The organism is Burkholderia sp. BE17 (assembly GCF_009362305.1).
GTDB lineage: Bacteria > Pseudomonadota > Gammaproteobacteria > Burkholderiales > Burkholderiaceae > Burkholderia > Burkholderia pyrrocinia_C.
This window is the reverse complement of sequence record NZ_WHNU01000049.1, coordinates 22,665-46,695: the sequence shown is the minus strand read 5'-3', so window position 1 is coordinate 46,695 and position 24,031 is coordinate 22,665. Positions and strand designations below refer to the sequence as shown.

The window sequence follows — 24,031 nt, the reverse complement described above, 5'->3', positions numbered from 1 at the left end:
CTCAAGAGTTGTTTTCGGCGGCCGACTGAAACCGGCGCCAACGCATGTCGATCAACCATCCGAACCATGCCAGGACGCCATACCATGCGAAGAACGACAGCCATTGCTGCAGTTCGGGGCGGCCCTTTGCCCACACGGCGACAATTATGCCCGCGAGCATGATGAGGTACCAATAAAGAGCGGTCCGACCGTGACCTACGCCGGATCGGACCATCCTCTGATAATAGTGCTCGCGATGCGCCTGCCAGAACTTTTCTCCGCGTAACAGGCGTCTCGAAAGTGTTACAGATGCGTCGGCAATAAAGGGGGCGAACACCATCGCGGGAAACCAGATCGGCCAGACGCCGGTACGCCAGCCCCAGTAGCCCAGCGCGCCGGCCAGGAATCCCAGCGGAATCGAGCCCGCATCGCCCAGGAACAGCCGGGCCGGATGGAAATTGAGCAGCAGGAAGCCCAGCGCCGCGCCGGCGACCGCCGCGCCCGCCACGACGAGATCGGGCGACGCCTGCGCGCCATTCAGCGCCGCGACCGCGTACCCGCCGAAACCGAACAGCGCCATGCCGCCAGCGAGGCCGTCGGCACCGTCCATGAAGTTGTACAGGTTCGTCAGCCAGACCATCGCGAAGCCCACGCCGGCGAGCAGCCACCAGGGTGCGTCGGCCGGAAAGACGACGATCAGCGCGACGACTGCCGCGAGGTGCGCCGAGAACCGCACGCGGGCCGGCAGCCCGCGCCGGTCGTCGATCTGCGACATTGCGGCCAGCCCCGCGGCGGCGACGGCGATCAGCCACAGTCGCGGCGCCAGCGCCAACAGCGCAACGACGCATACCGGCACGATGCCCCATCCGCCGACGCGCGGCGTCGGCAGCGAATGGAGCGAACGGTCGTTCGGAATGTCGGTGGCGAGGCGCCAGGCGAGGCCGGTCGCGAGCAGCATGCGCAGGATGGCCGTCGATGCGGTGGCGGCGGCCAGCGCCACCACGACCGCGGCAGGCCATGTGGAAATCGGGAAATGCATGTCGACTATTGTTGTGTATCGCGCGAACGATACCATGCGGCGGTCGCTTCGAGGCCCTGGCGGGTCGTATAGGGCGGATGCCAGTCGAGCACGCGCTTGATCCGGCCGGTATCGAGTTGAAGGCTGCCCGTCAGGCGATCGATCGCCGCGCGGCGGCCGGTCAGCTTCCCGAGCGCACGCAAGAAGGCCGGCGGTACCGCGATCAGCCGCGCCGGCCTACCGAGCGCGTCGCCGACGAGACGCAACAGGCCCGTGACCGACGGCGCGTCGTCGTCGGCGACGTGAAAGCATTCGCCGGCCGCGCGCGGGTCGAATGCACAACGCAGCAGCGCATCGGCGAGGTTTTCGACGTAGACGATGCTGCGCCGTGCGGGGACGGAACCGAGCGGCAGCGGCATACCGCGCGCAACCGCGTCCATCATCCGCAGGAAATTCGCGCGAACAGCCGGACCGTAGACGAGCGGTGGACGAACGACAACGACATCGAGCCCGGCCGATGCGCCGAACTGCGCGAGTCGCCGCTCCGCACGCAGCTTCGAGCGGCCGTATGCATCCTGCGGATCGGGTTCGAAAGCTTCCGACAGCGGCACGCCGCCGTCGCCCTCGCCGACCGCCTTGATGCTGCTCGCGAACACGATGCGGCGTACGCCGTGGTTGCGCGCCGCCTCGGCGAGACGCAGCGTGCCCGTGACGTTGGTCGCGTCGAACGACGCGTCGGGATCGGGCGACTCGTCGCGCATCACGTGCACGCGGGCGGCGAGATGAATGACGCAATCGGCGGCCAGGTCGGCAGGCCATCCTTCGTCGAGGCCATCGAAATCGGCGCCGCCGTGCACCCATTCGCGCACGCCGTCGATGCAGCCGCCGGGACGTCGCACCAGTGCGGTGACGGTGTGCCCGGCATCCAGTGCGCGACGGCAGACGGCACGGCCGACGAAGCCGTTCGCGCCGGTGACGACGAGATGACTCACCACAGCCTCCAGCCGAAGCGGTTGTAGAACTTGAAGGCCGATGCGGCGAACATGCGAATGTGCGCGAAACCCTTGCGGGAAGCACCGCCGCCGTGATGGATCACGCGGACCGACGGGACATAGGCGACGCGGGCGACGTCATGGGTGCGCAGGCTGAGATCGTAGTCTTCGAAGTACAGGAAGTAGCGCGGGTCGAAACCGCCCAGTTTCTTCAGGACGTCGGTGCGGAACAGCATGAAGCAGCCGCTGACGATGGGCGGATCCCAGACGATATCGCGGTCGTTGATGACGTCGCGCATTTCGTAGTTCGCAAGACGACCGGCAAACCATCGACGCATGCGCGCGGGCAGGAAACCGCGGACGAGCAGGTCGAGCAACGCTGGAAAGCGGCGACAGAGATATTGCTGATCGCCCGTGTCGTGGCCGATCCACGGCGCCACCAAACCGGTATCGGGGGACGTGTCGAAGAATTCGCAGCCGATAGCGAGCGCTTGCAGGTCCAGATCGATGTCCGGGTTCAGTATCAGATGGAAGCGCCCGGTAGTTTGCCTGATGGCGAGATTGTGACCGCGACCGTAACCTATGTTGCCGTGCCCCGTCAGCAACCGGCAATCGATGCCATGCTCACGCAGCCGATCGGTCATCACGCGCACGTCGCCAAGGCCGCCATTGTCGACCAGGAACAATTCGACCGGGCGCCCCGCCGAGACGGCACGCATGCGCTCGCACGCGGCCCCCAGGCTCGCGAGCGTCTGCTCGAGCAAGGCGATATCGGGTTTATAGACGACGAGGGAAACCGACAGTCCGCAATTGGAAGGAGGCGACGCGCTTGTATGGTTCATGCAGGCTTCGATTGCGCGCTGGCGTTGGATTGGCCAACGTTAGAGATATCAGGGATTCGTTGCAGACCGATGTGACCCGGGTTCCGGCTCCGGATCACGCGGGCGCGCGCGCCAATTGTAACCTTCGCCGGCCCATCGCCGCGGAACAGCGCTTCTAGGGTGATAGAATTCGTCCGATGCTGCCGGCCGGACATTCACTGTCCTGACGCAGGCGAGCGCCGGTCGCTGCTGTCGACCCGACGCGTTCCCGAAGCAGGTACGCGCTCCGGTATGTAGCGGCGTACCGAAACCTTAATACACGAACCAACCGAATATCAAATGACTGTTGCAATTATCACCGGCATTACAGGCCAGGATGGGGCTTACCTCGCACAGCTTCTCCTTGAGAAAGGCTATACCGTGTATGGCACTTATCGCCGTACGAGTTCGGTGAACACTTGGCGGATCGAGGAGATCGGCGTTGCCGGCCATCCCCAGCTTCACCTCGTCGAATACGATTTGACCGATCTGGGATCCAGCATCCGCCTGCTTCAAACCACGCAAGCAACGGAAGTCTATAACCTCGCGGCGCAAAGTTTCGTCGGCGTCTCGTTCGACCAGCCCACGACCACCGCGCAGATCACCGGCCTTGGTGCGCTGAACCTGCTCGAAGCAATTCGAATCGTCAATCCTGCGATTCGCTTCTACCAGGCCAGCACGTCCGAGATGTTCGGCAAGGTCCAAGCCGTCCCGCAGACGGAAACCACCCCGTTCTATCCCCGCAGCCCGTACGGTGTCGCCAAGCTTTATGCACACTGGATGACGGTCAATTACCGCGAAAGCTACAACATCTTCGGTGCCAGCGGCATCCTGTTCAATCACGAATCGCCTCTGCGCGGGCGGGAATTCGTCACGCGCAAGATCACGGACAGCCTTGCAAAGATTCGCCTCGGCAAACTCGACGTGCTGGAACTCGGCAACCTCGACGCCAAGCGCGATTGGGGGTACGCGAAGGAGTACGTCGAAGGCATGTGGCGCATGCTCCAGGCCGAACGCCCCGATACGTACGTGCTCGCCACGAATCGCACCGAGACCGTTCGCGACTTCGTGTCCATGGCTGCCCAAGCGGCGGGCTTCGAGCTTGCCTGGCAAGGTAGCGGCGAACAGGAAACCGGTGTCGACGCGCGGTCAGGCAAGACGATCGTCAGGATCAGCCCGAAGTTCTACCGGCCGGCCGAAGTCGATTTGCTGATCGGCGATCCGGCCAAGGCGCGCGAGGAACTCGGCTGGGAGCCGAAAACGACGCTTGAGCAGCTTTGCCAGATGATGGTCGAGGCGGATATTCGCCGGAACGAAGCCGGGTTCTCCTTTTAAGCAAGCATGGCAAAAGTCTTCGTAACAGGGCTGGATGGATTTACCGGCCGCTACCTGGCGGAAGAGTTGACTCGATTCGGCCACGACGTGTGTGGTGTCGTTCGGTCGAAGAAAGTGGATATTCCATGGCGAGCGCACGTATGTGATCTGCTCGACCGCGAAGGCCTTGCCCAGACGCTGTCCGCCGAAAAACCCGACGCGGTCGTGCATCTTGCGGCGATCGCATTCGTGCAGCATGGCGACGTCGGGGGGATCTACCAGACCAACGTCGTCGGCACCCGCAACCTGCTCGATGCGCTCGAGCAGGCCGGGTGCCGCCCCCGGTCGGTATTGCTCGCGAGCAGTGCCAACGTCTATGGCAACAGCGATCGGGAAATACTCGATGAAAACGTCCCGCCAGCGCCGGTAAACGATTACGCGATCAGCAAGTACGCGATGGAACTGGTTGCGCGGATGTGGGCGGGAAAGCTTCCGATCGTCGTCGCAAGACCGTTCAATTACACGGGCGCCGGGCAGGACGACAAATTCGTGCTGCCGAAGATCGTTCGCCATTTCCGCGACAAGGCACCCCGAATCGAGTTGGGCAATCTACACGTCATTCGCGATTTCTCGGATGTTCGCTCGGTGGTGTCCGCGTACCGCCGGCTGATTGAAGGCGATTTTGCCGGACGCACTTTCAACGTTTGCTCCGGTGTCGGACATTCACTTCACGATGTTCTGTCCATCATGCAGGAGTTGACCGGACAGGCTCCGGAGATATGCGTCAACCCGCAGTTCGTGCGAGAAAACGAGGTTTTCAAGCTGATCGGAAATTGCGCGGAGCTCGAGCGAGCGATCGGACGCGTCCAACCCATTCCGTTGAAGACGACGCTGGCATGGATGCTCGAGAATTCACCGGGATAATCCGGTAAGGGCTTCGGCGTCGACAAGGGGGTGAGCCGCATCCCGTGGCTCCGTCCCGGCATGCCACGTCGTGATCCCGCGCCATCCAGCCTTCGGCGCTTCCCGGCCGAGGCCGACGTCGGCCGGCCGGAGCGCGACGTCGGCGCCCGTCCCTTGAACTGCCTGGTGATCGCGGGCGCGACGACACGCGCACCGCCCCGGGAAAACTTCAGGCATCCGCAGGATCGAAATGAGAAACACACAACTTGATGGTCTCAGAGGCTGGGCAGCGTTATCGGTAGCGATTTATCACGGCATCAATATTCCGTCGAAAGCCGCTCACGAAGCACTGATGCTGCCCATGCAGGCGCAAACCTCCGCACATGCCGTTGCCACCAAGTTGCTCGTATCGACTTTCAACGGAAGCCTCGCCGTCGTCATCTTTTTTGTGTTGAGCGGTAAAGTATTGCTCGAGTCGCTAATGCGGTCTCGGAAAAGCATCCCCGAGAGTTCAATCGATTTTATGATCAAGCGAATTCTCCGCATCTATCCCCCGCTCTGGGTAGCACTCGCCGCCTATGTGCTCATGTTCTTCGTCATGGATAGATTCGCGGGTTGGGGGACGGGGCCGGACCTGCACCTCGTCCTGGTCAACGCGACATTGACCAAGATCACGATGTACGGCGTGGCCTGGACATTGATTGTCGAACTATTGGCTGCCCCGCTGATCTTGATCGCCGCATGGTCTTACAGAAAACATGGAGCTCAGGCGCTCGTCATCCTGCTTGCCCTGCTCCTGCTGTTCAAAGACAGCCCGATTCTCGGCTTTCTGCCATATTTTTCGACGTATGCGTTTCTTTTTGCACTGGGCTTCCTCACTTGCACCAATTTCGGAAAGCAACTGGCCAAGGACGTACCAGGTGTGAACGCTTCGATCGTCATGCTGCTGATGATCTACGGTGTCTTGTTTACTCAATACGATTCGCCCAATGTCGTCATCTTCCAGGGAATTGCCGCGTTCCTGCTTATCGCCCTGATATCCGAAGACAAGGATACCTGGCCAAAGCGCTTCTTCAATCTGCCGGTATCTCAGTTCCTCGGAGATATTTCATTCAGTCTCTACCTGCTGCATCCGCTGGGCCTCGAACTGCTCGAGCATTGGGCTGACCGACTCACCGGAAACGGCTTCCGGGAGCACTATCTCGCCTCCGGCATTGTCATTGGAATCCTGACTCCCGTGCTCACGATCCCGATTGCCGCACTAATGCACAGATACGTCGAGACACCAAGCATAAAGCTCGGGAAATTCACATCGGAGAAGATTTGTGGCGTCTTGTTTGGAAACAGCATCAAGACGACAAACAACATGCAATGACTCCGGATACGGAACGCGCCGAATCGATTCTCCAGCAGAGCACGCTGCGATAATTCTGCAGAAGCGCGTTCCGGATCGGTATGCGTGCGACGGAGACGAGCACTCCGATCCAGCGCTGCTCGCTTCCCCACGCCGCCGTTCGCGATTCCAGGAAACGTGCCCTCAAGCCCGCCTGGATATCGTCATTGGGTTGACGGCTATTACAATCGGCAACACCTGCATACCTCGATCGACCACCTTACCCCCGTCGACCAAGAGGCCCGGTCGATCGCGCATGAGTTGCTGTACGTGAAAACAACGCAGGGTCACCCGGCCCGTGGTCGACGCTGCGCAGAGCGACGACGAGCGCCGCTTGCCCAGCCCCGACCATCAAGGTAGATCAACTCCTTAGCCGATGCACTCCGCGATTCGCGCCTCGATTGCCGAGCCGTAATCGGCCCAACCGAAGATCTTGCGATCGAGCGCATCTCGCGTCAGGCGGCGACGCAACTCCGGCTGCGCGGCCAGCTGCTCCATCGCCGTTGCGAGCGCATGTTCGTCAAGCATGTTCACGGTCATGCAACCGCCCCCTTCCGCGAGTTCGGCCATGACCCCCTCGGAATGGCACAGACTGGGTGTGCCCATCCAAAGGCTCTCCATGATCGGCAACCCGTAGCCCTCCACAATCGACGGATAGACGGTAAAGGCGGCGCGACGAAACTCATCGGCGAGCGCCTCGTCAGTCAGCAAGCCGGTCCATTTGATACTTGGATCCTCCTCCATCATATGCTGGAGCCATGCAATCAGGTCGTCCGCTTCGGCGAAACGATGACCGACCAGAACGAGTTGCAACGGCAGATCCGGGCGACGCGCTCGCAGCAACCGATAGGCCTCCACCAATGTACGGTGGTTCTTGCGAGGTTCGATGCTGCAGACACAGAGGATCGTCAGCACCTCGTCACCGGGCTCGTCGGCGAATGCCTGCACACGCGGCCTGGCGCCGAACTGGCCCGGCAGATAAACGGCGTCTCCCGACGGGCATGGAAGTCCGACCCGCGCGGCATAACCCTGGAATTCCTTGAGACTCTCGCGCGAAATCGACCAGATGGCATCGAACGAAGCCAGTGCCTCCAGGTAGCCGGGAAACTTCTCGACAACCTCTCGCGCACAAAACGGGGGATGCGAAATCGGGATGACATCGTACAAAATGCCACTGACAACGAAGTTTCGCGCGCGCGCCCATAAAACCCGCTTGTGGACCGTACCGTCCAGGACGACCTCGGGGAAAAAGAATATCGGCGCCGCCTTACCCTTACCGTTACCGAACACCTCCAGGTAATTTTCGACAGTCCCGAACACGTCTCGCAACGAGATGTGCACGGGTCCGTCGTAGGTCGCCAACGTTTCTCCCTCGCCATCGGTGAGCAGTCGATAGCCTTCGATGCCCGGATCCCAGCGCACGAATACCGGCATCACCCCGGCTGAACCCTGAAGCGCCCGGCACAAACGCCGTGTGACGCGAATCACGCCGGGGTTGGCAGGATCGATCGAGGAATTGGTGCAATCCACCAGCACCAGCCTCGGGGTTTCCGCCGCTGCGGATTCCGCAGGACGCGTTTCGCCCACCGGCTGATCCGCAATACGCGCCAGTGCCGACAAATATTGGTCAAGCGTCGCTTTCCAACCAAAGGACGCACGAAACCGCTCGAACCGCGCCTCGGTCAGATGAGACGGAACGCCCTGCCTCAAAATGCGCACGGCCTTGTAAACCATGTCGTCCGGTTGACCACAGAGTTGCCATGGATCCGCAATGACCTCCGGGTGGGCACCCAGGCTGAATGCAAGTACCGGGCGACTCAGCCACTGCATTTCCGCCAATGGCAAATTAAAGCCTTCCCAGAGCGACACGGTCATGCCCAATTCGCACTGGCGCATGATCTCGTTGAGCGCGGCATCACCGACGAAACCGAGAAATACGACCGCATCGGCGATTTTCTCGGGCACCGCGAATTCTCCCTCGCGCGCCAGCACCAGCAGCCTTGCTTCAGGAACGCTCTCGTGGATACGTTCGAATACCTGCAGACCGACCGGGCCATTCTTGTAGCCCAATGCCTCGAAACGCCCAAGCAGCATCACCGGCTTGCAGCCGGTCGCGACGAGCGTCCGTACGCGACTCAATGCCTCGTCATCGACATGACCGCCGTCTGGCGCGCCAAACAGGGAGCTCTGAAGGTGATCGGCGCCAAGCAGGATCGTCTCCACGCCCTCCGCGCTTCCCCTGTCCGGCAGGGTCTGGGTTTCGCGAATGAACGCGCTGATCGGCAGGACTGCGCTGAATCGGGGGAGTTCGCGCGCCCGGATGCGCCGCAGTTCGCGCTGCGTCGGCAGCGCGCCCTCCGGCATGCCGTCCTGAGGAACTGCGCCGGCGTCGATGAAGACGGACTTGGCGCCGCGCTCGGCACAAACCGACGCAGCCGAGAAAAAGGGCCAGCCGCCAACAATGACAACATCGGGCCCCTGCTCGGCAAACATCTGATTCCAGCGTTCACGCAAACGCTCGGCCGCGTGCTCCTCCGCGGACACGATCGACAGACGCCCGACGTCGTCCCATACCTGCAACGCGGGCGAAACCTGTCGAACCGCGGCCTCGTCGCAGCGCAGGCACACGAACGTAACAAGATGTCCTTGCCGCACCAGGCTTTGGCCCAGCACCAACAGGAGACGATCCACCCCGAAGCGCGGCAGCAGGCGCTCGTTGCAGATAACGAAGTGGCGCCTCCGTACCTGATCTACTTTCGTCGAATTCATGGCCAAATGTCCGGGCAAGGGATATGGAAGGACGCTTGCGGCGCGATTGCCGCAAGCATGTCGGCGGCGCCTCGCGAATTCCACGCACGAGGCAATGCCGCAGGATCGACCGCGACGCTTGCCAGCAGGCCCCGGACGTCGGCAACGGACTCGACGGCACGAACGCCACCGAACATCTGTCCTACCATCGCCAGGGGTTTGCATTCGGCGGAGACAATGATCGGCAATCCCCAGCGGATGGCCTGCAATGCCGCCGCAAACTCGATGTCCTCGCTCCAGTTCCAGAAGGCGGCAGCGTCGGCCCACGCGTCCGCCGGCAACCAGTCGTGCCACAGCAAGCGCACGCGTCGCCCTGCGCCAACCTCGTCTTCCGTCTGATGGAGCGACTGCACCGCATCGACGATTTCACTGCCCGGCGCGCCACCCGCGCACAGCACCACCGGTTCGTCGGGCAATGAGCGCGGATTCGCCAGCACGTCCTCATAGACGTCAAGCAAGCGCGCGACTGCGGCTTCTTCCGCATATCCTTCGCGACGAGCCACGTTCCTTTGGCCCTCTTCGCGCGCGCGCTCGGGGGCGTCGATGTATGCCTGCATCGCTTCGGCAAGGCGGTCCGGAGCCGATGGCGGCACGAGCGTCCCCGTCTTTCCCGGCTCGATCAACGCGCCGATGCCGCCCACGTCCGTCGCCAGTTGCGCCATCCCCGCCGCCATCGCCTCAAGAAGCGATACAGGCTCGTTCTCGGGCCACCGCGAAGGCAGCACGATCACGTCGCTGGCGCTCATCAATTCAATGATCCGGTCGCGCGGCACGCGCCCCAGGCACTGGACGGTCTCGCTGAGCCCCAATTCGGCAATCTGACGCCTGACGTCTTCGAGCAAGTGGCCGTCACCCGCGATGGTGAGCGACCAGCGCTCTTTCAACGACACGTCACCAGCCAGACGTTTCGCCGCTTCGATGAGATCGGGAATCCCCTTGTGCTCCCCCATGTAGGCGACGCACAGAAAGCGGGTCGCCGCAGAAGGCACGCGCTTCATCTCCCGAAACGGGCGAAGATCGATGCCGTTCGAAATCACGAAGGTCCGCTCGCGCCGAGCCGCGCCCGCTTGCACGTATGCGTCGGCGAGGGAAACGCTCGGCGACACGAGCGCCGAAGCGTGCCCGAGACACCAGGTGACATAGTCTCGCCGCAAACGCATCGGCACCGGGTGCGCCAGATCATGCGGGCGAATCGATGCGCTGCAATGGGTTCCGCACTCTTCCGTGTTGCCGCAGATCGAACCGTCGTCGCGAAGCTTCGTGCCGCGGTAGCAAACCCCCCACAGGTCGTGGAGCGTGACCACCACCGGAATGCCTCGGCGACGCGCCAATGGAATGAGATGCATCCCGAGACCGGCCATATTGTGAAAGTGGACCAGGTCTGGCTGCTCCGAATTCAATATGGCCCTGAAGTGCTCAGCGACGCGGTCGTTCCTGAAATTGTCGTTGGCTTCGAACGATGTCACGCTGGTGCGCCACACCACCATCCCTTCGTCGTCCTCCCGATCGAGACGTCCCCGGGCATCTGCGTTTTCCGCAATTCTTCCCGCAAATACGACCACGTCGCAACCGCTCGCCGCAAGGCCGAGCGCCTGTCGCCGAGCCACGACCTCCGCGCCGCCCAACACGTGCGGCGGAAATAGATTGCTGACGATAAGGATTCGCCTGCGGCGCTTCTTGATATCTGAAAGCACGATTGGATCTTCTAATGACGGGTACGCATGCCGGTTGCGATTCAGCACGCCGGCTTCCCGTTGGCACTCATTGATGTTCGTCCATCGATCCCAAGCGGATCGCGGACAGCTCGAATTCGAAGCACTGGCCGTTGCGGCGACCACGAACAGGCACTTCGACCTGCCCGAATCCGGATTCTTCGAGCAATTTCGTGAGACTTTCGGGTGTCAACAGGTTGAAATGGAAATCGCCGTTGTAGTCCTGACTTCCGAACAACACCTCGCGGAAATCATCGAAAGAGTAGCTTCCTGCCGCGACCCCCTTGAGCATCGCGTCGCCATCGGGCACGATCGCGCGCAGGCGCCCACCGGGTTTCAGCATGGACCGCCAGTGCGGCAACAATCGCCGACGCAATTCTTCTTGCGGAAAATGCTCGACGAGATGCGACGAAAACACTTCGTCGACACTCCCCTTGTCGAAAGGCAGGCCGCCGACATCGGCCACCACGTCCACGCCCGGAACCTCACGGGCGTCGACATTGATGTACTCCGGCATCGCGATGTGACCACACCCCAGATTGACCTTGAAGCTACCCGCGGCCCTGGCCTGTTCCACTTTGCCCGGCGCCAACACCTTCGCGACGACATCACTCGACACGGCGCCCGGGCTGGCGTTGCGTCCGGCGCCGTAACTCAGTTCGTACATCATTTCGCGACGCACGAATTCGACGCGATCGAGCAAGTAGCGCAAGGTCTCGTCGACTTGGGCACTGCGCTGCGCCATGTCTTGTCGAAGACCGTCGATCGACTTCGCAGAGCTGTTCGCCACTGATTCAAAGCGCTTTTCGACCGCCGTCGCGATAACCGGGTCAAGCCGCGCTTCGATGTCCGACAGATGCGTGAGCCGATTGTCGATCCCGCTCATGTCATTGCGCACCCGCAACCAGACCTTGGTCAGGTCGTCGATCGTCCGCTGGCTTCGGCTGCACTCCTGCTTCAGACGATCCGTGGTTGCAAACGACGATCGCAGTTCGTTCTCGAGATGCTGGAGCCGAGGTTCGATCAAGATCAACGGCCGATTCAAGCGAAACAGCAACGGACTTAGTAAAGGTCGCGCAAAGCGTTTCACGGTTTGCTTCAGTTGGTCCACAGTCATAAGGTGCTCCGAATTGCGTTTGAGATGTTGGCAGGGTATCAATTTACCCCTTCAAGCGATCTCGACAGGAACTTCGCAAAATCAATTAAATGAACGTCATGCGTTCACGCGATGAGATGTTGAACCGACCGGTTCTCAATCTCGTGACGACCGTTCGGCTCGACGTTTCGCCCAAAGCACTTCAAGCCGGTCACGCATCGCCTCGCCTACAGGAACGGAACCGTAGCTGCGCAAGATGCGGTCGCGCGCAATCCTGCCACGCCTGCGCCCTTCCGACGGATCTGCAGCGACCTGCCGCATCACGTCAACCGCAGCATCCTGATCGGGTTCGGCCCAGTACTGCCCTTCAGACCACGGATATTCGTTTGGCGCCAACGGCCGCAACTGGTACGGAATCGGATAGCCTGTCTCGGCAGTCAGGAAATCGGTACAACCGGAATAATCGGTACCAATGACGATGCGCTCGAACGTCATCGCTTCCGCCATGCCGAGCCCGAAACCCTCGGCACGGTGCAACGATACGTAAGCATCCGACGAACGGATCAGGCCAAGCATTTCGTTGCGCTCCATGTTTGAGTCGAACATAAGGATCCGGGGATCCTGTCGCATTGCATCGCTAACGACAGCCTTGATATCGGGGAAGTGATCGGGAGCCCCGGTCGACTTGATCACCAGCCCGACATTCTCATCGCCGAGCGGGAAGGCTTCCCGGAATGCATGCAGGACACCGAGCGGATTCTTCCGGAACGGCGACGAATAGTAATCGAAGCTGAACATGAAGTAGAAGCGCTTCTCGTCCATGCCGAAGTGCGCCCGCCCCGGATGGTCTCCGCCGGTGTCGTCCATCGCGGGTGGCATGACGGTGATCGGTCCGTCGAAGATATGCGCGAACGCGTCGGCGATGAATGTGTTGGGCGCCCATATTTCGTGAATGTGGGCCAGATTTCCGCGCCAGGCCTCCGGAGCCTTCGAAAGCTCCCAATAAGGACAAAGGATGTTGTAGGACTGCGCCAGCAGTCGTGGGTCCAGCTCCCGAAACACGGCGGGGACCTGGTCGCAGGCGACCTCGATCACGTTGACGTCATACGGATGCTTCTTGTCGTACCGATGGGGCATGTATTCCCCGATCAAGCGGCTTTCGATCCCCACTCGGAACGGGTAGACGGCAAACGGCAAATCAACCGCTTCGGCCGCCGTCAGGTTTGCACGGAATGCCTGCCCCAGTCCCAATGCGCCTTCCGCATATCCGATAAACAGGACGCCGTCCCGCAACTCCAGCGGTTCGCTCGTGAAGCGGATGGGGAGAACCGGCGCCTGCTGATCCGATGCCTGCCCTGCGCCCGTGATGCGCTGCCTGAGCCACTTCGCCCGTGTCCGGAAAAACGGAGCGACCAGTTGCCTCGAAGATGCGGCGAGCGCTTGCTTCCAACCCTGTTGCTCCAGACGATCCGCAAAGAAGGTCGCCAGAAAGCCGCCACGTCGGAACCCTCGCACGACAACGCCTTTCCATCTCATGGACACGCCCGCACCGGCCGGGTGCCAGCCTGCCCCGCCAGGCGACGGCGACCGTTGCATTCCGCCCACGCCGCGCGCATTCGCCGACGCCTTCGATCGCGCTGTCGACGCCGCGAATTTTCCTTCGTTTTCCTCAATCAGCGCTCTACGGATCGACAGACTGCATTCGCGCCACGAAAACTTCGCGCGAATGGCTCGAACACCCGCCTCCGAAAGAAGCCGGTATCGCGCCGCATCCATGTCGTTTGCTTCCAGCAGCAACGTCGCCAGATGTTCGACGGAAGGCTCCCACCAGGTCCCGATCGTGCCGAAACCCTTGTCGGAGTAGTCGGCCGGGATCTCGGTGCCATTCAGCAACAACGCATCGGGAATCGCAAAGTCGGCCATTGCGCTGAAATTCCCGAAAATGGCTGGCGTACCGCACGCCATGGATTCGGCGATACCGAACCCGAACCCTTCCGAGCGGGACGAGCAAACCGTGAAATCCACGCCGCGATAGAGGGTCGCCAAAAACTCCTCATCCATGCCTGCGACGCTTTCGTAAACGGCGATCCCTTCCGACAGATACTCGGCAATCCGAAAATTCCTCCAGATGCGCGTGCTGTCGGGGCTCGGCATGGCTTTCAATATGCCCGTGCCCATCAGGATCAGCCTGGCGTCAGGCCGCATTCGATGAAAGGAGCGCCATGCCTTGACCATGACGTCGAGCCCCTTTCGATACTGATTGCTGGCAAACCACAGGAAGGTTTTCCCGTCCGCAAAGCGCATCGACGGCCCCCACGGCTGAAAGACATCGCTTTCGATGCCGAGAGGGGCGTAATGAACGCGATCGAAACCGGCACGCTTCAGTACCTCCACTCCCCAACGGGAAGAGGTCAGCACCATTTTGTAATCCTCTTTGAATGCCAGCCACGGCTCGGGCAGACGCGAGGTTTCCCAAACCGTATAGAGGCAGTCGAAAGGCTTTGCGCCCGGATGTGAAAAGACCAGCTCCGGCGCGGCCGGATGAACGAGGCCATAGCGCCTCAAATACGGATGAAGATTCTTGTTGACGATGTTCCAGGAATTCGTCTCTTTCGAGTGATGATTCCGGTGGGAAACATAGTGTCCAAGAAACTTCTGTGCAAACAGTTGCTTGTTCTTCGCGAGATAGTTGCGCTTGAATTCGCTCGGCTTCTCCGCAACGGTCGAACTCGTCCAGTGCTCGATCTGCGAGTAGGTCAGATATGCGCAGGCGTATCCGGCTTCGCGCACGCGAAAGCCAAAGTCCGCATCCTCGTGATAGAACCCGTATTCGTTGTCGAGAAAACCGATCTTGTCGATGACCGACATGCGCACACCCGCAAGGGTCAGCTCGCAAAAATCGGCTTCCAGACGTTTCGTGTCGCCTGGAGGCGGGACGAAATCGTGATTGAAAACCAGCGTCTCGAGATCCCAGTAGACCCGGTAAGCCAGCTTTCTCTGCGTGGCGGTCTTGTCGATGAGGATCTGCGCCGGCGCCACGATGCCGAGGTCGGGATCCGCCAACAGCTCCGCGAGCAGTTCCCGAATCACATCGGTCGTAAACGTGATGTCGTTGTTGGCGACAAAGACAAAATCACACCCGCGCTCCCTGGCCATTTCCGCGCCGATGTTGCACGCCTCGGTATACGTGTGCGCTCGCCCAAGCTGCCGCAGGCCGACCCCTGCCCTGCGACATACTTCTTCAGTATTGTCCGCACTCCCCTGATCCAGCACCACGACCAGTTCGCCAGGAATCCGAAGCGTTGGCAGCATGCGCTCCAGAAGCTTGGCGCCGTTGATCGACGGGATGGCGAGCAGGGTTTTTCTCAGTGCAGTTTCAATAGTCATGTTTGCTTTACGTTGGCAGCCGGGGAAGACCCTCGTCCCAACCGTGGCTACGTTCATTTCCAGACCGGCGGACAGCGGCTCCGTTCATGGGCAGCATGCATGCCCGGACTCCACCTTTCCGCCTTCGCCACCGGGCTTTCGGTTACCGGCACGCGTCCATGACGAGCCTGCCGGATGTTATCGAAAGCCTCAGCGATTCACGTGGCGTCTACGACGACGCGGCAACGCGCCCGTAGTGATCCTCGAAGCGGACGATGTCGTCTTCGCCGAGATAGGAGCCGGATTGGACCTCGATCAGTTCGAGCGGAATCTTGCCGGGATTTTCCAGACGATGCGTCACACCGAGCGGAATGTAGGTCGACTGGTTTTCACTCAGCAGCGTCACCTGATCGCCATTGAAAACGCGTGCCGTACCACGCACGACGATCCAGTGTTCCGCGCGGTGATGATGCATTTGCAGACTCAGCGACGAGCCCGGATTCACGATGATGCGCTTGACCTGGAAGCGCTCGCCCTGGTCGATGCTTTCATAGGAACCCCAGGGCCGAACGACTTTCCGGTGCGTGACCGATTCATGCCGGCCCATCGCGCTGAGCCGTTCGACGATCTTCTTCACGCGTTCCGACTCGTCGCGATGCGTGACGAGCACCGCGTCCGCTGTTTCGACGATGACGAGATCCTTGACGCCGATCGCCGCGACCATCCGGTGATCCGCGCGGATGTAGCTGTCGGTCACTTCTTCCGTCAGCACGTCGCCCAGCATGGTGTTGCCGTCCTCGTCCGCGGCGGAAATCTCCGCGAGCGCCGCCCACGAACCGATGTCGCTCCAGTTGAGGCCGGTCGTGGCGACCATCACTGCGCGATCGGTCTTCTCCATCACCGCATAGTCGATCGAGATGTTCGGGCTTTCCTGGAACGCGGCGGGATCGAGTCGCACGAAATCGTCGTCGCGCTTCGCCTGCGCGAGCGCCAGTTCGACCTGCTTGAGAACAGCGGGCTCGAAACGCGCCAGTTCCTCGAGGTACACGGACGCCTTGAGCATGAACATGCCGCTGTTCCAGTAGTAGCCTCCGTCCGCGAGAAACCGCTCCGCCGTGGCGCCATCCGGCTTCTCGATGAACGCGTCCACGCCGTAGGCGCCTTCATGCGATGCCAGTGCGCCGCTGCTGCGAATATAGCCGTAACCGGTATGCGGCTTTGTCGGTTCGATACCGAAGGTCACCAGGTGACCTTCGTTCGCGATGTCGCGGGCAGTCGACGCGATTCGTGCAAACACTGCGTCGTCGAGAATGACATGGTCCGAAGGCAGCACGAGCAGCAACGCATCCGGCGTCTGCTCCAGTGCGAGCAGCGCGGCGGCGGCCACCGCCGGCGCCGTATTCCGTCCCACCGGCTCGAGCACGACTGCCGAAGGCGCCACTTCAATGCTGCGCAACTGGTCGGCAACGAGGAAGCGCTGCTCCGTATTGGTGATCACGATCGGAGGATTCACATCCGCCATACCGTGCAAACGCCGTACCGTTTGCTGCACGAGCGTGTGACTGCCCGTCAGCCTCAGATATTGCTTCGGGTACCCGCCACGTGACATCGGCCAGAGCCGGGTACCGCTGCCACCACACAAGACAACCGGATATACGTTCACGTCAACTCCGCAAAAATGATGAATCTCTAAGAACTGCATGCACGAGAAGCTCGGCACCAGCGGCTATGCGGGCACTTCCACCCGCGGCGGCCATGCCAAGCCAAAGTCGTCACGCGCCAAAGTCAGATTTGGGCTGTAGAAAGGATCATGCTCCAAGCGGTCCTCCCAACGTCGCTTCATGTACTCGAATTCGCGATCGAAGCGCGCTTTCCTGACCGGATCGTCGTCACGTCCGCGCGTGGCCGACTCGTGGTGATACAACTCTGCAAATGGGGTCCAAACGTTTCGATACCCGGCTTCACCGACGCGAAGGCAAAAGTCGACATCGTTGTAGGCGATCGCCAGATCCTTCTCGTTCAACCCGCCCACCTCTCGATAGATCGACGTGCGCACGACAAGACAAGCCGCAGTGACCGCCGAGAAGGCGTTGATGAGGCCTGCTCTGCCGAAATATCCACGCGCCGCGCGTGGCAGATGTTTGTGGGCGTTCCCGGCTACGCCTAGAATGCCCAGGACTAATCCGGCATGCTGAATTGTATCGTCCGGGTAAAGAAGCTTCGCCCCCACTGCCCCGACGTCCGGTTGCAACGCCAGCGCGACCATTTCAGATAGCCAGTCCGGCGATATGACCTCGATATCGTTGTTCAGCAGCGCGATCAGCTCACCGTTCGCATGTTCGACGGCGGCATTGATCAACGCGGAATAATTGAACGGCCTGTCGTCGCGCAAGACCCGAATACGGGGATCCCCGGCTATCGACTCGAAATAGCGCAATGCCTCCGGATCGTCGGAACCGTTGTCGATCAGGATGACTTCATAGTTCGCGTACGTGGTCTTCTCGAAAATGCTGCTGATGCACTGGCGCACCAGTTGGGCGGCATTGCGCGTGGGAACGATCAGGCTGACGAGCGGCTGCGTCGCCGGCAACGCATACCGGGCACGATAGCCGTAGCCGATGTACTCGACCTTGCAGTCCACGCCCCGCCGCTCGAAATGCTCGTTGAGCGCCCGCTCTCCGGCGACCGCGGCATAAGGTTTCGCATCCGAGCTGAAGGCGGTGCTCCGCGAATGAACCCGCCAGTGATAAAGCACGTGTGGAATGTGATGGATCGCCGCGACATCCGTGCGTTCGCTGCAGCGCAGCGCCAGATCGTAGTCCTGCGACCCTTCATACCCGACGCGGAACCCTCCCACTTCATTCATCAGCGCTCTTTCGTAGACGCCAAGATGACTGAACATGTTGTGCGAATAGAACAAGTCGGGGTTCCATGCGCACTTGAAATAAGGGTCGTGGCGCACGCCCGACTCGTCGATCTTGTCCTCGTCGGAGTAGATCATCCGCACGGAAGGATTCTGCTCGATGACGTTCGCCACATGGTAAAGCGCATGTTCCGGCAGCAAGTCGTCGTGATCGAGAAGCGCGACCCATTCGCCCGTCGCCAACGCCAGCGCGCTGTTCGAGGCGGCAGAAATATGCCCGTTCTCTTCGCGAAATACGGCCTTGATACGCCGGTCCTCGCTCATGTAGCGCTCGATCAACTGACGCACGGCAGGATCGGTCGATACGTCGTCGGCGATGCATAATTCCCAATGCGGATAAAGCTGGCCGCGTACCGAATCGATCGCCGCGGCAAACCATTCGGGCTTGGGGTTATAGACCGGCATGACCACGGAAATCAACGGCAAGCGATTGAAACCGGCAATGTGCTGCCGAATGGCGTCCCGCGTCGCATCATCGACCTGGTCATAACGACGCACCCAATCGACATAGTCGTCGCGACCAATGATTCCGGGCGCGCCGGCCCGCAGCCAAACGAGCTTGTGCATCACGCCGGCGATGCCCTCGCGGCGATATACGCCATATGCCTTGCGCAGGACAGCGCGGAGGCCGCCACCTCCGGCTGCCCGCTTCGCCAGCGAATGTATCTCCAACAGTTTCAATTTGCCCCACACCTTGCCGTGTCTTCCGGCGCCCTCGTTGCAGCGCCTTCGACCCGACGATTCTCTATGTTGCGCCGGACCTTTCGGCAGCCGTCGCGCACGCATGCTTCACAACGAGCCCGCGAACGGCCGACGCGGCATGCACCGGTCCGGCGCATATGTATGTTGCTCAGGCCGTTGCGGCCTCATATGCCGACACGACCTCTTCCGTCGGCCCGAACGCCCGTACACCTCCGCGCTCCATCCAGAGCACCTTGTTGCACACCTTACGAATTTCCGAGTTCGAATGCATCGCGAGCACGACGACTTCCGCACGACTGTGCAGATCCGCCAGTCGTGCCTCGGCCTTGTGCATGAACGATGCGTCGCCAACGCCCATCACTTCGTCGAGCAACAGGATTTCGGCGTCGACCGCGGTCGACACCGCAAACGCGAGTCGCACCTTCATCCCGCTGGAATACGTGCGAATGGGCAGGTCGAGATAATCGCCGAGCTCGCAAAACTCGGCGATTTCGCGTTGCTTCGAGCGAACCTCCGAATCGGACATGCCGAGCAGCAGCCCCCGGAGCCGGATATTCTGCATACCGGTCGAGTTCTCGTCCATGCCGAGGCCAATATCGAGCAGCGGCACGACTTTCCCGTCGCGCGAGACCGTACCGGCCGTCGGCGGATAAATGCCCGCCATCGCTCGCAGCAACGTCGATTTCCCCGCACCGTTATGCCCGATCAGGCCGACGCGGTCGCCACGCTCGAAACGCAGGTTCACGTTATCGAGCGCGCGCACGACGATCACACCGTCGTTATCCTCGGCAATCCGGTTGCGCCGCCCCATGCGGAGCACTTGTTTCTTGAGCGACCGCCCCTGTACGTCGAAGATCGGCAGATCGAGCGTTACGTTCTTCAGTTCAATGTGTGCCATGTTACGGACCTCAAACCCAGTACGGAATGCGCTTGAGATAGCGCCCGGTCATGAACAGCGCGACAGGCCACCCAATCAGCGCCATGCCGATCGTGACTGCCCATGTCGTCGTGCTCGGCATCTGCCCGATCAGCGGACTGCGCACCACGTCGATCAGGTAAGCCAGCGGGTTCCATTCGACGATGAATGAAAAGCGGGTCAGCGAGTTGGGACGGAAAATAATCGGCGTCACGTAGAACGCAACCTGGAGCAATGCGCCGACGATCTGCGGGAGGTCGCGGAACCGTGCCGACAGCAAGCTGATCGTCATTGCGATCCACATCGCGTTGATGACATAAACGAAAAGCGCCGGAATGAAGATCGGCAACGTTTCCCAACGCTTCACGCCGAAGATCGCCAGCAAAATGATGACGATCACGAAGTTATGCGCGAGGACGATCAGGTTCCGCCAGACGACTTGCAGGATATAGATCAGCTTCGGGGTCGCCATCTGACGGATGTAGGACGCGCTATTGATGTAAGCGACGCTACCTTCCTGGATGGTTGCCGAAAACATGCCCCACAGCACCAGGCTGCACGCCAGGAACGGCAGATACTCATTCATCTTCTGCCCGAACAACGTGCCGTAGACCACGCCTAGCGATGAAATCATCACGCCCATACTGATCGTGAGCCAGAACGGCCCGACCCGCGAGCGCGCATAGCGCTGCCGGATTTCGAGCCAGCCGAGCAGCGTCCACAACCGCCATGACGCGATGCTCTGTTTGAGGTCAGCAAGTGAATGAGTCAGCATGCAAGCTTTCTAATTGAGTGAAAATTGAAAAACAGGCCGTTCCCGTGCGTCAGAGCGCGCCAGTCCGACCGGTCAGTCCGTGCCAGATCCCCAGCAGCGACAACCGCAGGTGTGCGACGCGAGGCCGCATGAACAATGCATAGATCACCAGCCGGACCGGCATCTTGACGAGCTCCGTCGACTTCCAGCTCCATGGCACATAGGCGCGCCGGATCAGCGCGATCGCATTGCGGAACAGATAATAATGCCGAACCGGGCTGTGCCCGGGGTAGCTTCGTCCGAAAACCTTCACCGGCTCGCCACCCAGTTCGTGCGTGAGTCGCAACGCCGGCGCGCCGAGCACCGAATAACCCTTCGAGCGAGCCCGGACGCACCATTCGAGATCGACGAAATCGATGAACAGCTCATCGTCCATCGGGCCGATGTCGCGCCAGACCTCGAGATTCACGCACGACCCCGACGTAATCAGAAAGTCGACGTCGACCGGCTTCACGCCGTCCGGCTGCACACGGCGCAACTTCAGGTAACCGAAGCGGACGAACGGCGCGACACCACCCAGCCGCGCATCCTCGTACGCCGGCCCGACGAGCGCCACGCGACGATTGCTCATGCGCTCGGCCGCCAGTGTCCGGGGCAGTTCGACCAGCAATTCGTCCGAGGGCTCGCTGTCCTGATCGAACAGCAATACCGACGTGCAGCCCGCCGCGATCAGCCGCTCGATACCCTGGTTGAGCGCCGTTGCGATACCGAGGTTGGCGCCGTTCGGGACATAGTCGATGCGCGAATCCAGCCCAAGCGCTTCCGGCGTGGACACGCTCTCCGTGTTGTCGATCACCACGCACGGCCACACCGTGGCGAGCCGATTCGCGCGCGCCACGCAGCCGTGATCCGGTCGATAAAACACGATCACGACACCGGTTCGCTCCTGATGCGAGGGAGATGGGGCCAAGTTACTCACTCAGGCACAGCTTCAACGCATCGGCCCAGTCCGGCAACCGCAACCCGAATGCTTCGGTCAGCTTGTCGTGCGACAGTCGCGAATTGGAAGGACGCTTGGCAGGCACCGGGTAGTCGCTCGCCGGGATCGGCACGACCTTCGGCGCACGCTCGCCGATCGCGTTCGCAAAGATGGCTTCGGCAAAGCCGTGCCACGATGTCGCGCCGGCCGACGTGAAGTGGTAGACGCCGGAATGCCGCGCCCACCAGTCCGATCCATCGGCCGCCAGCGCTTGCGCGACGATGTGCGACGTAGCCGTGGCGATGGTCTTGGACCAGGTCGGCGCGCCGATCTGGTCCGCGACTACGCGCAGCTCCGGACGCTCGCTCCCGAGCTTCAGCATCGTCAGCAGAAAGTTCTTGCCGCGGCGCCCGTACACCCAGCTCGTGCGCAGGATCAGGTGCGCACATCCCGTCGCCGCGACAGCCTGCTCGCCTTCGAGCTTGGTCAGCCCATAGACGTTCTGCGGGTTGGTCGCATCCGTTTCGACATAGGCGCCCTCTTTGGTGCCGTCGAACACGTAATCGGTCGAGTAATGAACCAGCGCCGCGCCGGTGCGCGCCGCTTCCTCCGCGAAAACACGCGGCACCTCGGCATTCAGGCGACGCGCGGCGTCGACGTCCGTCTCCGCCTTGTCGACAGCCGTATAGGCAGCCGGATTCACGATGATCGACGGCTTCAACGCGCGCACGACACCGCGCACGCGCTCGAGATCGGACAGATCGAGCATCGAGCGGTCGCACGCCACCACACGTCCCAGGCCTTGCAGCGAGCGCAGCAGTTCGAATCCGACCTGGCCGTTCACGCCCGTCACGAGGATCGTCGGTTCAGGTTTCACACCCACCTCACGCATAGACTTCGGCTTCGCTCAAACGCTTGCCGGCCGCATCCTTCGCCGCCAGCAGCGGCTCGAAATCGATCGGCCATTCGATCCCGATCGCCGGGTCGTTCCACACGATGCTGCGCTCGTGTTCGGGGAACCAGTAATCGGTCGTCTTGTACAGGAACTGCGCGGCATCCGACAGCACGACGAAACCGTGCGCGAACCCGGGCGGCACCCACAGCTGGCGATGATTGTCGTTCGACAGGACGACCCCCACCCACTTGCCGAAGTTCGGCGAACTCTTGCGAATATCGACTGCAACGTCGAACACTTCGCCTTCGACGACACGAACGAGCTTGCCCTGCGCGTGCTGTACCTGATAGTGCAACCCGCGCAGCACGCCCTTCGACGAGCGCGAATGATTGTCCTGCACGAATTCGATGCCCGGTTCGACCTGCTCGGCGAATTCCTTCCCGTTGAAGCTTTCGTAGAAGAATCCGCGCGCATCGCCGAATACCTTCGGCTCGATGATCTTGACTTCGGGCAGCTCCGTCGCCGTTACTTGGATGGCCATGCGACTTGATCCGTGAGAATGTTCTTGAGGTACTGCCCGTACGCGTTCTTCGCGAGCGGCTGCGCAAGCTTCAGCACCTGCTCCGCGTCGATCCAGCTGCGGCGATAGGCGATTTCCTCCGGGCACGCGACCACGAGGCCTTGCCGCTTCTGCAATGTCGCGATGAAGCTGGCCGCCTCGATCAGCGAATCGTGCGTGCCGGTATCGAGCCACGCGTAACCGCGCCCCATGATCTCGACATTGAGCGCGCCATCCTTGAGATACCGCGAGTTGACGTCGGTGATTTCCAGTTCTCCGCGCGGCGACGGCTTGATGTCTGCCGCGATATCGCACACGCGGTTGTCGTAGAAGTACAGGCCGGTCACCGCGTAGTTCGAACGCGGCTTCGCGGGCTTCTCTTCGATCGACAGCGCGCGGAACGACTTGTCGAACTCGACGACGCCATAACGCTCCGGGTCATGCACGTGGTACGCAAACACCGTTGCGCCGGTTTCCTGTGCGTGCGCACGTTCGAGCTGCTTCGCGAGATCGTGGCCGTAGAAGATGTTGTCGCCGAGGATCAGCGCCGACGGATCGTTGCCGACGAATTCCTTGCCGATGATGAACGCCTGCGCGAGGCCGTCAGGCGACGGCTGCACCGCGTACTGGATGTTCATCCCCCACTGGCTGCCGTCGCCGAGCATCGCTTCGAAGCGCGGCGTGTCCTGCGGCGTCGAGATGATCAGCACATCTCGGATGCCCGAGATCATCAGCGTCGACAGCGGATAATAGATCATCGGCTTGTCGTACACCGGCAGCAGCTGCTTCGACACGACATGCGTGATCGGATACAGCCGCGTGCCGGAGCCGCCCGCGAGGATTATGCCTTTACGTGCCATCG

At 61.3% G+C, this 24,031-nt stretch carries 18 protein-coding genes and 1 pseudogene; 4 read left to right on the top strand and 15 right to left on the bottom strand.

Features of this window, described 5'->3' with window-relative positions; genetic code table 11:
* Position 1 precedes the first annotated feature (1 nt).
* From GD429_RS33145 to GD429_RS33135, 3 genes are read right to left on the bottom strand one after another with little or no spacing between them, the layout of a single operon-like run.
* The gene (locus GD429_RS33145; RefSeq protein WP_227791893.1) at positions 2–1,018 is read right to left on the bottom strand and encodes an MraY family glycosyltransferase; all 1,017 of its coding nucleotides are present in this window, start codon (positions 1,016–1,018) and stop codon (positions 2–4) included.
* A 5-nt stretch (positions 1,019–1,023) separates the two neighbouring features.
* Positions 1,024–1,989 (bottom strand): SDR family oxidoreductase, encoded by a 966-nt coding sequence (locus GD429_RS33140; protein WP_321575064.1) that lies wholly within the window; start codon positions 1,987–1,989, stop codon positions 1,024–1,026.
* The gene (locus GD429_RS33135; RefSeq protein ID WP_152863490.1) at positions 1,986–2,831 is read right to left on the bottom strand and encodes a glycosyltransferase family 2 protein; all 846 of its coding nucleotides are present in this window, start codon (positions 2,829–2,831) and stop codon (positions 1,986–1,988) included. The genes GD429_RS33140 and GD429_RS33135 overlap by 4 nt, the downstream gene beginning before the upstream one ends.
* A 318-nt stretch (positions 2,832–3,149) precedes the next feature.
* Between GD429_RS33135 and gmd the strand changes: the two genes are divergently transcribed.
* From gmd to GD429_RS42175, 4 genes and pseudogenes are all read left to right on the top strand, one after another.
* Positions 3,150–4,184 carry a GDP-mannose 4,6-dehydratase gene (gmd, locus tag GD429_RS33130; RefSeq protein ID WP_152863488.1) on the top strand — a complete coding sequence of 345 codons (1,035 nt, stop codon included), beginning with the start codon at positions 3,150–3,152 and terminating at the stop codon, positions 4,182–4,184.
* 6 nt (positions 4,185–4,190) lie between these two features.
* Positions 4,191–5,087 carry an NAD-dependent epimerase/dehydratase family protein gene (locus GD429_RS33125; RefSeq protein WP_152863486.1) on the top strand — a complete coding sequence of 299 codons (897 nt, stop codon included), beginning with the start codon at positions 4,191–4,193 and terminating at the stop codon, positions 5,085–5,087.
* A gap of 229 nt (positions 5,088–5,316) precedes the next feature.
* A complete protein-coding gene (locus GD429_RS33120) occupies positions 5,317–6,441 on the top strand; it encodes an acyltransferase family protein (protein WP_152863484.1) in 1,125 nt (374 codons plus the stop codon).
* Positions 6,442–6,592: 151 nt separating this feature from the next.
* Positions 6,593–6,714 (top strand): annotated as a pseudogene (locus GD429_RS42175) (IS3 family transposase); the annotation flags it as partial.
* A gap of 114 nt (positions 6,715–6,828) precedes the next feature.
* On the opposite strand, the gene GD429_RS33115 reads toward GD429_RS42175, so the two are convergent.
* The 12 genes from GD429_RS33115 to rfbA all read right to left on the bottom strand — a co-directional run bounded on the left by GD429_RS33115 (position 6,829) and on the right by rfbA (position 24,029).
* Positions 6,829–9,228 (bottom strand): glycosyltransferase family 4 protein, encoded by a 2,400-nt coding sequence (locus GD429_RS33115; RefSeq protein ID WP_193727269.1) that lies wholly within the window; start codon positions 9,226–9,228, stop codon positions 6,829–6,831.
* On the bottom strand, positions 9,225–10,961 hold the full coding sequence (locus GD429_RS33110; RefSeq protein WP_193727268.1) for a glycosyltransferase family 4 protein: 1,737 nt from the start codon (positions 10,959–10,961) through the stop codon (positions 9,225–9,227). Before GD429_RS33110 ends, GD429_RS33115 begins: the two co-directional genes overlap by 4 nt.
* A gap of 67 nt (positions 10,962–11,028) precedes the next feature.
* Positions 11,029–12,096 carry a class I SAM-dependent methyltransferase gene (locus GD429_RS33105; protein ID WP_152863478.1) on the bottom strand — a complete coding sequence of 356 codons (1,068 nt, stop codon included), beginning with the start codon at positions 12,094–12,096 and terminating at the stop codon, positions 11,029–11,031.
* A gap of 135 nt (positions 12,097–12,231) precedes the next feature.
* Positions 12,232–15,462 (bottom strand): glycosyltransferase, encoded by a 3,231-nt coding sequence (locus GD429_RS33100; protein WP_193727266.1) that lies wholly within the window; start codon positions 15,460–15,462, stop codon positions 12,232–12,234.
* 208 nt (positions 15,463–15,670) lie between these two features.
* A complete protein-coding gene (locus GD429_RS33095; RefSeq protein WP_321575063.1) occupies positions 15,671–17,104 on the bottom strand; it encodes a mannose-1-phosphate guanylyltransferase/mannose-6-phosphate isomerase in 1,434 nt (477 codons plus the stop codon).
* A 63-nt stretch (positions 17,105–17,167) separates the two neighbouring features.
* Positions 17,168–18,931, bottom strand: a complete 1,764-nt coding sequence (locus GD429_RS33090; protein WP_227791908.1) for a glycosyltransferase family 2 protein — start codon at positions 18,929–18,931, stop codon at positions 17,168–17,170.
* A gap of 283 nt (positions 18,932–19,214) precedes the next feature.
* Entirely contained in the window at positions 19,215–19,964 is a 750-nt protein-coding gene (locus tag GD429_RS33085) for an ABC transporter ATP-binding protein (RefSeq protein ID WP_152863470.1), read from the bottom strand.
* Positions 19,965–19,974: 10 nt separating this feature from the next.
* Entirely contained in the window at positions 19,975–20,757 is a 783-nt protein-coding gene (locus GD429_RS33080) for an ABC transporter permease (protein ID WP_152863468.1), read from the bottom strand.
* Positions 20,758–20,806: 49 nt separating this feature from the next.
* The gene (locus tag GD429_RS33075; protein WP_321575067.1) at positions 20,807–21,667 is read right to left on the bottom strand and encodes a glycosyltransferase family 2 protein; all 861 of its coding nucleotides are present in this window, start codon (positions 21,665–21,667) and stop codon (positions 20,807–20,809) included.
* 40 nt (positions 21,668–21,707) lie between these two features.
* A complete protein-coding gene (gene rfbD, locus GD429_RS33070) occupies positions 21,708–22,607 on the bottom strand; it encodes a dTDP-4-dehydrorhamnose reductase (protein WP_152863464.1) in 900 nt (299 codons plus the stop codon).
* Complete coding sequence (gene rfbC / locus GD429_RS33065; protein ID WP_152863462.1) at positions 22,600–23,151, bottom strand: dTDP-4-dehydrorhamnose 3,5-epimerase; 552 nt, start codon at positions 23,149–23,151, stop codon at positions 22,600–22,602. The genes rfbD and rfbC overlap by 8 nt, the downstream gene beginning before the upstream one ends.
* Positions 23,136–24,029, bottom strand: coding sequence for a glucose-1-phosphate thymidylyltransferase RfbA (rfbA, locus tag GD429_RS33060; RefSeq protein WP_152863460.1), 894 nt, complete (start codon positions 24,027–24,029; stop codon positions 23,136–23,138). Before rfbA ends, rfbC begins: the two co-directional genes overlap by 16 nt.
* Between the last annotated feature and the right edge of the window lie 2 nt (positions 24,030–24,031).